10 protein-coding genes are annotated in these 12,573 nt (G+C 72.0%); 5 read left to right on the forward strand and 5 right to left on the reverse strand.

Translation table 11 applies throughout. The features are described 5' to 3' along the window. Window positions 1-157 precede the first annotated feature (157 nt). Window positions 158-943, forward strand: coding sequence for an SAM-dependent methyltransferase (locus AB0E62_RS21965; RefSeq protein WP_362196132.1), 786 nt, complete (start codon window positions 158-160; stop codon window positions 941-943). Window positions 944-990: 47 nt separating this feature from the next. Here AB0E62_RS21965 and AB0E62_RS21970 read toward each other — a convergent pair whose 3' ends face one another. From AB0E62_RS21970 to AB0E62_RS21980, 3 genes are all read right to left on the reverse strand, one after another. After that, a complete protein-coding gene (locus AB0E62_RS21970) occupies window positions 991-2,592 on the reverse strand; it encodes an MFS transporter (protein WP_362196135.1) in 1,602 nt (533 codons plus the stop codon). A 41-nt stretch (window positions 2,593-2,633) separates the two neighbouring features. Next, entirely contained in the window at window positions 2,634-4,016 is a 1,383-nt protein-coding gene (locus AB0E62_RS21975) for a DUF6351 family protein (protein WP_362196138.1), read from the reverse strand. Window positions 4,017-4,411: 395 nt separating this feature from the next. Further along, entirely contained in the window at window positions 4,412-5,272 is an 861-nt protein-coding gene (locus AB0E62_RS21980) for a PaaX family transcriptional regulator C-terminal domain-containing protein (protein WP_362196141.1), read from the reverse strand. Between the two features lie 412 nt (window positions 5,273-5,684). On the opposite strand from AB0E62_RS21980, the gene gdhA reads away from it, so the two are divergent. The 4 genes from gdhA (at window position 5,685) to AB0E62_RS22000 (ending at window position 8,858) form a co-directional block, all read left to right on the forward strand. Beyond that, complete coding sequence (gene gdhA, locus AB0E62_RS21985; protein ID WP_362196144.1) at window positions 5,685-7,043, forward strand: NADP-specific glutamate dehydrogenase; 1,359 nt, start codon at window positions 5,685-5,687, stop codon at window positions 7,041-7,043. 170 nt (window positions 7,044-7,213) lie between these two features. Continuing rightward, complete coding sequence (locus AB0E62_RS21990; RefSeq protein WP_362196147.1) at window positions 7,214-7,537, forward strand: hypothetical protein; 324 nt, start codon at window positions 7,214-7,216, stop codon at window positions 7,535-7,537. A gap of 110 nt (window positions 7,538-7,647) precedes the next feature. After that, entirely contained in the window at window positions 7,648-8,034 is a 387-nt protein-coding gene (locus tag AB0E62_RS21995; RefSeq protein ID WP_362196150.1) for a PhzF family phenazine biosynthesis protein, read from the forward strand. A 167-nt stretch (window positions 8,035-8,201) separates the two neighbouring features. After that, on the forward strand, window positions 8,202-8,858 hold the full coding sequence (locus AB0E62_RS22000) for a DUF4232 domain-containing protein (RefSeq protein ID WP_362196152.1): 657 nt from the start codon (window positions 8,202-8,204) through the stop codon (window positions 8,856-8,858). Between the two features lie 118 nt (window positions 8,859-8,976). Here AB0E62_RS22000 and AB0E62_RS22005 read toward each other — a convergent pair whose 3' ends face one another. Both AB0E62_RS22005 and AB0E62_RS22010 read right to left on the reverse strand, forming a co-directional pair. Beyond that, window positions 8,977-10,407, reverse strand: a complete 1,431-nt coding sequence (locus AB0E62_RS22005; protein ID WP_362196155.1) for a lamin tail domain-containing protein — start codon at window positions 10,405-10,407, stop codon at window positions 8,977-8,979. Between the two features lie 511 nt (window positions 10,408-10,918). Further along, window positions 10,919-12,409 (reverse strand): hypothetical protein, encoded by a 1,491-nt coding sequence (locus tag AB0E62_RS22010; RefSeq protein ID WP_362196158.1) that lies wholly within the window; start codon window positions 12,407-12,409, stop codon window positions 10,919-10,921. Window positions 12,410-12,573: the final 164 nt, after the last annotated feature.

Below are 12,573 nucleotides of genomic sequence, written 5' to 3' on the forward strand. Positions count from 1 at the left end.
GGGACCCTGATGAGCCTGCGCTGATCCATGGGCGGGGAGAGACAGCAGCCGTCATCATCGGAGCCTGGTCCGGGAAAGCCGGCTTCCTCCCTTCCTGAAGCTCCCAGCGCCCGCAATTGCAATGCCACACTTCCGACACGAAAGAAACCGAACAGCGATGACGTCGAAGCCCATTGACACCAGCCGTCCCCACCCGGCCCGTATGTATGACTACTACCTCGGTGGCAAGGACAGTTACCCGGTCGATGAGGAGGCCGCCGAGAAGGTCATATCGTTCCTGCCCGCGATCCGGGTCGCCGCCCGGACCAACAGGAGCTTCATGAACCGAGCTGCCCGGCTTCTGGCTGCCCGTGGTGTGCGTCAGTTCCTCGACATCGGTACCGGTATTCCGACCGAGCCCAATCTCCACCAGGTCGTCCAGGCGGTCGACCCGCGATCACGCGTGGTTTATGTCGACAACGACCCCATCGTTCTCCGTCATGCGGAGGCCCTGCTGAGGAGCACGCCCGAGGGGGCGACGAAGTACATCGAGGCCGACGTGCGCGAGCCCGAGAAGATCATGCAAGATGCCAAGGAGATCCTCGACTTCGAGGAACCCATCGCCCTCTCGCTCGTGGCCCTTCTGCACTTCGTCTCCGACGAGTACAAGCCGTACGATCTTGTGAACGAGCTCGTGGCCCCGCTCCCCTCCGGCAGCTTCCTCATGCTCTCGCACGTGACGGGAGACTTCGATGTGGCCAGCTGGGACAAGGCCGTCGACATATACCGCAAGAGCGGCATTCCCGCGCAGGTGCGTTCCCGAGAGGAATTCGCCCGCTTCTTCACCGGTCTCGATCTGATCGACCCGGGTGTCCAGGTGGTCACCAACTGGCACCCGGAGCCGGACCAGGAGTTCGCCGACGAACAGGTGCCCCTCTACGTCGGTGTCGCGCGGAAGCCGTAGGCGCACCGAGGCGCGACCGCCTGTGTCTCCCCGTTCCCCAGGGTGGCTCAGGCGGTCGTCGCCGTCTCGGGAACCGTGGGCGTGCCGGTGTGCTGGGGGGTGTCCGTGCGACGCAGGGCGATCAGGGCCAGCAGGCACGAGACCAGCGCCGCCGCGCCGCAGATCGTGAAGCCCAGCGCGTACCCGTGACCGAGCGCTCGCAGCGCCAGCGGTGCGGCACCGCCCGGTGGGGCGGTGGCCGGCACGGAGTTGACGGCCAGCGGGCCGCCTTCCGCCGCGACCTCGGTAGCAGCCGCCTTCACCTGCGGACTCAGCGAGGAGTGGCGCAGGTCGGAGCCGAACAGCGAGGCCGCCCGGCTGAGGGCGACGGCACCGATCACCGCCGGGCCCAGGGTGAACCCGAAGTCGCGCAGCAGGCTGGTGGAGGCGCTCGCCATGCCGGCGTAGTGCGGGGGAACCGTGTTCACGGCGGTGGCGGTGATCGAGGAGACCGTGAACGCGAACCCGGCACCGACCAGTCCCAGGGGCAGCACCAGAGAGGTCAGCGCCCGGTCCTGCACCGGCAGGGTCGCGGCGAGGAAGTCGCCCGCGGCCATCAGCGCCAGGCCGACGGTGAGGATCCAGCGCCCGCTGACCCGCTCCAGCAGCCGCGAGGTGAGCGGGGCCAGGACCAGGGTCAGACCGTTGAGCAGCAGGAAGGCCACGGAGGTGCGCAGCGGGCTCTGGTGCTGCACCGGGCCCAGCCGGATGCTGGTGGCGTAGGCGGTGCCCAGGAAGCTGAACATGCCGACGACCGCGACGACGGAGGCGACCGCGAACGCCCGGTTGGTGAACAGGTCCAGGCGCAGCAACGGGGAACGGGCGCGCCGCTCGGCGACGACGAAGAGCACGACGAACACCGCGGCGACCACGAACGCGGCGACGACCGGGGCCGAACCCCAGCCGTCCGCCGGACCTTGGATCACCGCGTACAACAGCGCGAACAAGCCGATGCCGACGGTGAGTTGCCCGCCGAGGTCCAGTGAGCGGCCCTCGGGTGCCCGGGAGTCCCCGGCGCCCAGGAGGCTCACCGCGGTGCTGGCCGCGGCGATCACCACGACCACCACGAACGCCGCGCGCCAGGAGTCGTGGCTGCCCGTGACACCGCCGATGACGGGGGCGACGAACCCGCCGGTGGACAGGGCGGCCGCCCACACCGTGATGCCGCGCGCCCGGTCCCGGTGGCTGTGCGTGCCCGCCGCGATCATGGCGAGCGAGGTCGGGAAGAGCGCCGCCGCACCGAGGCCGGCGACCACCTGCCCGACCCACAGCAGATGGACGCCGCCGCTCACGGCGGAGACGGCCTCGCCCGCGACGACCACGACGGAGCCGCCGACGAGCAGCCGCTTGCGTCCGAACAGATCGCCGAGGACGCCGAAGGTGAGTTCCAGCACGGTCACCGGCAGCAGGAACGCGTCGGATATCCAGGTCAGTTGGGAACCGATCGGATGCAGGTCCTCCTGGAAGAGGCCGTTGAGGGTGGCGGGCACGGCGAGGGCGATCTGGGCGAGGCAGACCGCGAGACAGCCGGCGACGAGGGTGCCGAGCGGCAGCCGGCCCGGCGCCGGGCCGGCGGGTTGCGGGGAGGAAGGGGGGCGGGTCAGCGACATGGCGGGTCCAGGGGGAAGGCCGGCGGCGGGGGAGCGGAGGATCAGGTGTGGCGGCGGCCGACGACGAGGCGCGTGGGCCGGTACGGGGCGAAGGCCGCTCCGTCGAGGTGGAGCGCCAGCGCGGCGCGTTGCAGGGCCGCCGGTGCGGTGCCGCCGTCCCAGCGGCCCGTGGTCACCCGGTGTTCCAGGGCGTGCACGCCCGCGACGACCTCGGCCGCCGTGAAGTTGCAGTGGCCCTGGCGGGCGACGTAGGCCTGGCGCAGCAGGGCGCCGTCACCGGCGGCCCGCACCCGGGCGGCGAACGCGTTCTCCTGCTGCACGGGGACCAGTTGGTCGGAGGTGGTGTGCAGGTTCAGCAGCGGCATGGTCAGGCCCTGCCCGGCGGTGGAGGTGCGCTCGAGGCGGCGCACCGCCTGCGGATCGGCGTGCACCCGGGCGCCGCGGGTCAGGGCGGTGAGGTCGGCCCGCAGGTCCAGTCCCGCCGTCCGGTACAGCGTCCGGACCTGGTCGGCGTGCTCGGAGGAACGCAGCAGGCCCGCGTAGTCCACGCCCGCGTTCCAGGAGGCGTTGCCGCCCGCCGACTGCTCGACGGAGTAGCGAGCGGGACCGATGAACGACAGCACGCCCTGGGCGAACCAGGAGTACTGCTGCGCCTCCTGTCCTTCGGCGTCGCCGGGCGCGGGCGCGTTCTGCCCCGGGGCCCAGCCGGGCAGGTTGAGGTACGCGGCGGCGAGCGCGATCCGTGCCCGGCCCGCGGGTGTGGTCTGGGCGCGCTCCACGGCGGCGGTGAGCCGGGCCGCGGTCGCGGCGGCCGCGTCCTGGTCGGCGAAGTCCACAAGTTCCAGGTGCTCGTCGGGGGCGAGCAGGGAGGCGATGGTGTACTCGGCGTCCAGCTGGTAGTTGCCCAGATCGACTCCGCCGGCGACCAGGCCGCACAGGCCCAGGGCGCCGTCGAGGACGCCGCCCGCGTCCCGCGCGAGCTGGGCGTTGACCAGCCCGCCCATGGACTGCCCGACGGACAGGGTGCGGACGGGACGGCCCGCGGCGGCGGCGAACGCCTCCCGGGTGGCGAGCTGATCGCGTTCGGCGCTCTCCAGCGCCCACCAGGGGCCGTTCGGGTCGTAGGAGGAGCCGGCCAGCGCGTAGCCCTCGGCCAGGAGGGCCTGGCCGGCGGCGGGGGAGGGCGCGTCCTGGGCGGTGGTGGGGCCGTAGCCGTGGCTGAACAGCAGCAGGGTGCCGTTCCAGCGGTCGGGCACGTCGGCGATCCAGCTCGCGCCGTCCGGGAGGCGCCCGCTCAGGTGGCGCGTGGTGGTGGCAGCCGGTGCGGTGGACTGCGGGGTGTCGCTCCGCGCGGCGGCGGGGACCGCTGCGGCGAGGGCGAGGACGGCGGCCAGCGTGGCCGCGCCGAGCGCGAACTTCGGCATGTGCGGGCTCATCTCTGTACGGCGGACGGGGCTGTACGGCGGATGGGGCGTGTCTGCGCGGAAGGCGTTCTCGAACGGGAGCGGCGTGTCGGTACGGACAGGGCGTACGAGGGGCGTGCGAGCGGGGAACGGCCGCCGAAGGGCGCCCCGGGACGCGGTTTCAGCGGGCTGTGCCGGCCGTGCTGGTGTCCATCAGCCGCCGACGGGCAGGCGGACGGCGCGGCGGAAGGGAACCGCGGAGCCTCGGTGCCAGCGGCGGGTGCGCCGAATATAGGGCTGATTGCGGACGGCGGTCAACGAAGTGACGAATGTTCACGGGTTCCGGCCGTACGGCTGCCCCCGGCCGCGTCGGCGCGGCGGCCCACGGGGCGTCGCACCGTGCCCTCCCGCTCCGCTCAGCCCTGCCCGGCCGGGATGGTGTCCAGTACCGCGTCGGCCAGCCGCTTGGCCGGGGCGTCGTACTGGGCGGACAGGGTGCGGAAGACGTGCTCGGCGCGAATCGCGGGCCAGTCCCCGGGAAGGTGCTCCGCGGGCAGACGCGGATCGGAGCGGACGACCTGCAGCCAGTCGGTGTGCAGCAGGAGCTGCCGGGCCAGGTCGTCCGGGGCGGACGGCAGCGGGTCCGGACGGTCCCACTGGCCGAGGAAGGCGTGGTGGCGCTCGGCGATGCCGGCCGTGTCGAAGGCCCGGTGCAGCAGCTGGGCGGCCTCGGTCGGTTCGGCCGCGTGCCCGCGCAGCACGTTGAGGTGGTCCTCCAGGCCGAGCCCGGCGACGACAGCCGGGACGTCCGGACGGCCCGGAGCGATCCACAGGCCGTTCTGCAACGGTCCGAAGCCGGCCCACACCAGGCGTGAGCGCAGGTCGTGGCGCTGGCTGCGCCAGGCCTCGGGCAGTGAGAAGCCGACCAGGGTCCAGGTGCCGTCCCAGTCGCGGTTGACGGCGCCCGCGCTCCAGATGCGGTCCTGGCCGTCGCGCAGCACCTCGGTGGAGCGCGCGGTCAGCCCGAAGTACATCTTGCGGCCACGGCGGTGACGGGCCAGCAGATCACGTCTGACCATCCGGGTCAGGGTGGAGCGCACCGCGTCCTCGGAGACCCCGACGCGCGCGAACACGTCGATGACGCTGCCCGAGTAGACCGCGCTGCCGTGCTCCAGGACGTACAGCCCCAGGAAGCTCAGCATCAGCGTCTGCGGACGCGCGGACGCCGCGGCGCCTTCCTCCCGGCCCGCCGAGGGCATGGTCCCTGTCCTGGTCACGCGGCTCAGTGTAGGGGGCGGGCATAACGCTCGGCAGATCGTTCACGACCGTCGTGGACGCGCCTGACGTCGGCGCCGTCGGCACCCCGCACCCACGGCTCGGCCGAAGCCGCCCACGACCGGACGACCAAGGCATCCCCCTCAGGGCCATGGCCGCTCCGGGAGCCGGCGAGTTGACTCGGCCACGGCCCGAAGGCCGCCGCGGCAGCGTGTGATCTCAGACTGCGGACAGTTGCACGACCATGCTGGCCTTGGGGTTTACACAGGGGTAACACTGAGGAGCCGGCCGTTTCCCGGGAGGTCAGTGGGACAACTGACGAGGAGCCCGGGGCGGCCCTGTCCTGCGCGCGGCAACGGAGCCGGGCGCCTCACCGGTCTCGTACCGGTGACAGCCGTGCCAGAAAGGGACCTTGTGACGACCCGAGACGAGAGCAAGACCCGACTCGACGCCCTGCGTGCCGAGATCGAGCGGCGCAACCCCGCCCAACCCGAGTTCCACCAGGCCGTGCACGAGGTGCTGGACACGCTGGCGCCGGTGCTGGCGGCGCGGCCGGAGTACGCCGAGCCGGGCCTCATCGAGCGGCTGTGTGAGCCGGAGCGCCAGGTCATCTTCCGCGTGCCCTGGCAGGACGACCAGGGCCGCGTGCACGTCAACCGGGGCTTCCGGGTGGAGTTCAACAGCGCGCTCGGCCCGTACAAGGGGGGCCTGCGCTTCCACCCGTCCGTCAACCTCGGAATCATCAAGTTCCTCGGTTTCGAGCAGATCTTCAAGAACGCGCTGACCGGTCTCGGCATCGGCGGCGGCAAGGGCGGCAGCGACTTCGACCCGCACGGCCGCAGTGACGCGGAGATCATGCGGTTCTGCCAGTCGTTCATGACGGAGCTGTACCGGCACATCGGCGAGCACACCGATGTGCCGGCCGGTGACATCGGGGTCGGCGGACGCGAGATCGGCTATCTGTTCGGGCAGTACCGGCGGATCACGAACCGCTGGGAGGCCGGAGTCCTCACCGGCAAGGGAACAGGCTGGGGCGGTTCGGCGATCCGGCCCGAGGCCACCGGGTACGGGAGTGTGCTGTTCGCGGCGGCGATGCTGCGGGAGCGCGGCGAGGACCTGGAGGGCCAGACGGCGGTCGTCTCCGGCTCCGGCAACGTCGCGATCTACACCGTAGAGAAGCTGCTCGCCCTGGGCGCCAATCCGCTGACCTGCTCGGACTCCAGCGGGTACGTCATCGACGACAAGGGCATCGACATCGATCTGCTCAAGCAGGTCAAGGAGGTCGAGCGCGGACGGATCAGCGAGTACGCGGAGCGGCGCGGGGCCTCGGCCCGGTTCGTGCCGGGCGGACGGGTCTGGGAGGTGCCGGCCGATGTCGCGCTGCCGTCCGCCACCCAGAACGAACTGGACGAGGACGACGCGGCCACCCTCGTGCGCAACGGCGTGAAGGCGGTCGCCGAGGGCGCGAACATGCCCACCACCCCCGAAGCGGTGCACCTCTTCCAGCGTGCGGGTGTCGCCTTCGGCCCCGGCAAGGCCGCCAACGCGGGCGGGGTCGCGGTGAGCGCTCTGGAGATGGCCCAGAACCACGCGCGGACGGCGTGGTCGCCGGCCCGGGTGGAGGAGGAACTGGCGCACATCATGCGGGACATCCACGCCACCTGCCATGAGACCGCCGAGCGTTACGGCGCCCCGGGCGACTACGTCACCGGCGCGAACATCGCGGGCTTCGAACGGGTCGCCGACGCGATGCTCGCCCAGGGCGTGATCTGACGCGGACGACCGTTCCGCGCGCCGCCCGCCACCTCTCCGGCGTCCACATGGACGCACGGACGGGCCCACCCGCGCGCCCGCGTCCCGCCCCGTACCGCCGGGGCGGGACCCGGGCGAGCCACGGCCGGAATCAGCCCGCGCCGGCACCCGCCGGTGCGCCGGCAACGGACATGACGCCTGGATCCGGACCGCCACGCTTCGCGGCACCCGGCTCACCACCACCGGGTACGCCGAACGGGAGGCTGGACGACGACGAACGGCGCCGCACCCCCGCCGCACACCGCACCTCGCACGCCGTGTACGTACGACACACCGCCGACGCGACCGGACTGCGCCTCTTCACCACGGAAGGACAACTGCCCGCCTGTGGGCACGGCACGGTCGCCGCCCTCGCCCTCCTCGCCGCCCGGCACGACGGTGCCGGGCCCTGCCGGGCCCCCTCCGTGCCGGGGGACGCGTCTTCGCCGGGCGGGCCGAGCACGACGGCGAACTGACCACCGCCGCCTTCGACCCCGGACCCGTCGACCTGCGCGCCCCCACCGCGGAGGAACGCGCCCCCGTTCTCGCGGCCCTCGGCCTCGCACCGGACGTCCGGATCGCCGGCGTGGGCCGCGAACGCATTCTGATACCGGTCCCCACCCGGGCCGCGCTCGCCGCCCTGCGCCCGGACATCGAGCGCCTCAAGGCAATCCGCGACCTCCTGGGCCTGCTCGGCGCCTACGTCCACTCGCAACCCTCGCCCGAAGGCATGCTCGGGGCCCGGATGTCCGCCCCGTCGATCGGCGTCCCAGAGGACCTCGCCAACGCCGACAGCACGGCCTGCCTCGCCGCACACCTGGCCGGCCGGGGCATCCACCGGATCACCGTCGGCACGGGTGACGCCCTCGGCAGTCCCGCCACCATCGTCGCCGCGGCGGGAGCCGACCTGAGAGTGCGACTCGGCGGCACCGCACGCATCGTGACGCGGCAGCCGGCCCACCGGCTCTCCTGAAACCCGGCCGGCCTGGGCCGCCTTGTTACCGAATGCGGACAGACCGGAGCGAACGACGCTCGCCCCGGCGTCGTCTCATGGGGTGCGGCGAAACAGCCGCGACGTCCGGTCACCCTGCGGGCGCAGGGGAGTGCCGAGTCCTGACACACCTTCAGGGAGTTCTCATCATGACCACGCACCGCGTCCCCCGCACCGTCCGCTCCGCCGCCGCCCTGACCGCCGTCACTGCCGCGCTGGCGCTGGGCCTGACCGCCTGCGGCGGCGCCGGCAACGACTCCAAGGCGGCGGGCGGCGACCACAGCGCCGGCAGCGCTGGTGCCGCCACGAAGGAGCTGCGCTCGGCGACCGCCATGGGCGGGGCGCAGGAGATCGCGAGCAAGGCCGCCCCAACGACCGACGCCCAGCCGTGCCGCGGGGACGAGCTGGCGGTCAGCGCGGTACACCGGTTCGCCGGTGAACAGGGCGACCACCTGCTGCTCACCGCGGTCAACGAGGGCACAAAGCCGTGCTGGGTCACCTCGTACCCGGCCGTGGTCCTCGACTGGAATGTGGACAACCGCGTACTGCCGCACTCCAGGAAGGACAACCCGGGCGGCGACAAGCACATCACGCTCCAGCCCGGAGGCAAGGCCTACAGCGCCGTGAACCTCTTCGACTACGGCTCGAAGAACCGGACCGCGCAGTCGCTCGCCATCGCGCTGCGCGGCACGGACGGTCGCAGCGGCCCCTTCTACTCCGTCGCCGTCAAGGGCCAGAAGCCGCAGTTCAGCTGGAACGAGGCCGACGTGCTGAACTGGAACACCAAGAAGCCGTACGACTTCTGACGACCGCACGACCAGCGGCCCGGAGGGCTGACCGCTCAGGTCGGACTGAGGCACTGGGCGCGTGCCTGTGTTCCCGGCCTTCTCGGTTCGGCGCGCCGGGTCCGCCGCGGGCCGTTGCTCAGCAGGTGATGGTGCCTCTGCGCAGAGCGTGGCCGCCGTCGCTGGAGTCGTCCGCCCAGTAGACAGGCTTGGATCCGGCCACGCATTCGTCCGCGCCGGCCAGGGAGAAGCCCTCGTTGTTGTAGTTGGGCATACCCGACGGGCGGTTGAAGACGCCTGCGGTGGTGAAGACGCCGTTGGTGTCGATCTTCAGGGTGCGATGCCGGCCTTCGCAGGTGTTGTCGCAGACCGCCCACAGGCGCGACGCCTGCGGTTCCCACTGGAGTTCCATCACCGCGGGCATGCCGCTGGTGAAGGAGGCGACGCGGGTGTAGGAGCCGGAGTCGGCCAGTACGTAGCCGTAGATCATGCCCGTGCCCTCGACACCCACGAAGAACACCCCGCCGCTGTGACCGCCGTAGCGGGCCGGGTCGTACGCCGTGCCGGTCGAGGCGTCCTTGAACCCGGAGCCGGTCAGCGCGGTGTCCGGGATCCAGGTGATCCCTTCGAGACCGAGATTGGAGCCGGTCGAGGGCAGGTCGGACGTGAGGTTCCACTCCCTGGACGCGGTCAGCGACGAGTCTGTTCCGCTGACGTCGTACTTCAGCACCGACAGGCGGCTGGTGCCCGACGCGTCCCCGTCGCGCTCGCTGGCCACGAACACGCCTGCGGCCGAGCCGGCACCGGTCAGGGTGACGCCCTCCGTGTCGGGAGTGCCCGAGCCCCCCGGAAAGCGCAGGGACTTGCCGGAGGACCAGCCGCCCGTGGTGTCCGGCTTCCATCCGCCGGAGCCGTCGCGCACCAGACGCCACAGCCTGCCGCTGTTCTGCGCCCCCCAGAGCACACCGGCCTCCTGGTAGAGGCCGCTGAGGTCCTGACCGAACACATTGGAGCCGTCCGCGGTGGTCACGCTGCCGCTTCCCGGCCACGCGGCCGGAGTCGTGCCGCCGTCCGGGCCACCGGTGCCGCAGTTGTTCGAGCCGCCGAGGGTCACCGCGGACGCCTGTCGGAACGCGCCGGTGCCGTCAGGGCAGCGTGACCACGACGGGTCGGAGTGCTTGCTCCAGGAGAAGCTGTCCACCTGTGTCTTGCCGTCCGCGAGGTAGAGGTGGGCCTCGTCGTCCGAGCCCAGGCCGAAGGCGCCGCTCACGTCGAACGCCCTGTACGCGCCCGCCGCCAGGGTGGTCCCGGAAGCGATCTTGTAGGTGTGGCCCTGGTCGTCGTCCGTGAGGACCCAGCTCGACACGTCGACCGTGGCGGTGCCCTTGTTGTACAGCTCGATCGAGTCGTTGACGCCGCCGGTAGTCACCACCTCGTTGATGCGGACGGCGTCCGCGCCGGCCGCGTGCGCCGGCGGCACGCCGGTCAGCGCGCCCGCGGCCAGGAGGGGTGCGGCGACGAGAAAGCGAGCAAGAACATGAGGGCGCCGAAGAGCGGCCGATGCGGTCATGGAGCAGGTCCTGACGTTGTCGTGGGCAGGGCGGCCCGACAGTCGCGGACCACTCCGAACAAGCCACCCCACAGCGAAGGACAGCACATGAACGGCTGACGAACTGAGGCGACGCCCGGCCGGCACCCTGCCATGGCGATCGCGGGCATCGACCAGCGAGCGATGCCCCCGCCGCCCTCGGACCGGCTCGTGCCCAGGTGCGCAGGGTGGTGAGTCCTGGCGCGGAGTGGCTGTCCACGGCTTGGTGCTCTGGCATGCTGCGGGCCCCGCACGGCGAAAACGGGCTGAGGGACGAGACTTCGCCGTGCGTCCATGGGGGCCGTGGCTCTCGGGGGCGGATCGATCGTGGAACGCTCCGTCAGCATCTTCACGGTGCTGGAACTGGCCGGTGCCGGCCACGCGACCGCGGGGACCGCACCCTCTGCGGCAATTTCACCGTCCTCGTCGTCCCCGTCACCCTGCGCACCTCGCACCTTTGCGGATCCGGCACGGTCCCTGGTCGCACAGTTCGTCAGCGGCTCTTGCCCGGACGGTAGACGCTGAGGTCGCCGTAGGCGGACAGGACGGAGGCGAGGTCATCGGGTCGGTGCCGCAGAGTGGTGTCCAGGAAGGCGAGCGTGGCTGCGGCGACCACGTGCGGGCTCTCGGTGCGGCCCAGGGAGCCGAGTAGCGAGGGCACAGGCGGCAGGTACAGGGGAGCGTCCATGAAGGTGAGGTGTGCGGCGCCGGGGACGGTGAGCCGGTAACTCGTCGCGGTGTTGCGCTTGAGGACCTCGGTGAGGCGGGGTAGGTAGCGCGGGTCGGTGTCCGGGGTGATGGCCTGGGTGAGCGCGAGGGCCGGCTGGTGGAGCGGGCGCGAGGCGGGATCGTAGGGATAGCCGTCCAGATCGATGACGGCGTCGAACCGGCGATCCTGGCGAGCTGCCCGCACGGCCGAACCGCCGCCTATGGAGTGGCCGGTCACGGCGGCCAGGCCGGTGTCCAGACGCCCGGTCAGCGGGTCACCGGTATCACCTCGGTCCAGACGCTCCAGCCGGGTGAGGACGAAGCTGAGGTCGGCGGCTCGAACCGCCGCCCAGCCGATCCCCAGCTTCTCGTCCTTGTCGGGGTCGCCGGTGGAGGCGACCTTGGTGGTGATCGTCCGGCCGTCGGCGAGGACGACGGCGGCGGAGTCGTACGGGTGGTCGAGGGCGGCCACCACATAGCCGTGGCTGGCCAGTTCCTCCGCCCAGGCGGTGTTCTGGGTGCGCACTCCGCCCAGCCCCGGAGAGAACAGCACGACGGGGAATCGTGTACTCCCGCCGGCCACCGGGGCGTTGAAGACGGAGTGGGTGCGGGCACGCGGGACGCCGTCGACCAGGAAGCCGGGCAAACCGACATAGCGCGCGAGTGCGTCGGAGACGGTGCGCGCCTCGTGCTCCGTGCGGCCGAGATACCGGGCCCGCCGCGCGCTCGCGGGACTCTTCTGCGCGGGATACCAGAGCTGGACCACGACCGTGCGCCGGTCGTGCGGGTCGGCGGTGGCGGTCTCGGGCCGGTGCGGGTCGGTCCACTGCACCACGCGGGTGCCGACCGCGAAGCGGCCCGACGGTTCCGGGAACACGGGTACGGGAAAGGCCCAGGCGGCCACCGGCCCCGTGGCGATCAGGCCGGTACAGACGACCGTCCCCGGCAACGCCAGCCACCACCGGGCCCGCCACGCCGGCCGGCCGGTACGGCGTCGCAGCAGGGGAGAGAGGGCGAACGGCAACGCGAGGGCGGCGCCGGCCAGTACGGGCAGCATCTGCCAGCGGATTCCCACCACGCTCAGCACGACCGCGGACAGCACGAGAACCGCTCCCGCCGCGATCGTGACGCGTGGACGGGCCGCGGGCGGAAGCCAGCGCGCCACCACCAGCGCGACGGCACCTGGCAGGGCAAGCAGTTCCAGAGGGGACATGTACAGCCCCGCGATGATCTCGGTCACCCGGCCATCCTCGGGGCGGGGCACACGATGCCACATCGCTCCAGGGGCGCCATCGCATGCAACCGGAGTCGCAATCGAGCACGCCAGGTGAAGGGCCGCTTTGCGACCGTGGCAGGAGGCGGGACTCCTCCTGCGGTCGTACTGCGTCGCGGTGGCATCAGACGGTGGACTCATGTGCTTCGCGAACTCGTGGCCCACGT

Origin of the sequence: Streptomyces sp. NPDC038707 (assembly GCF_040636485.1) — a bacterium.
Classification (GTDB): domain Bacteria; phylum Actinomycetota; class Actinomycetes; order Streptomycetales; family Streptomycetaceae; genus Streptomyces.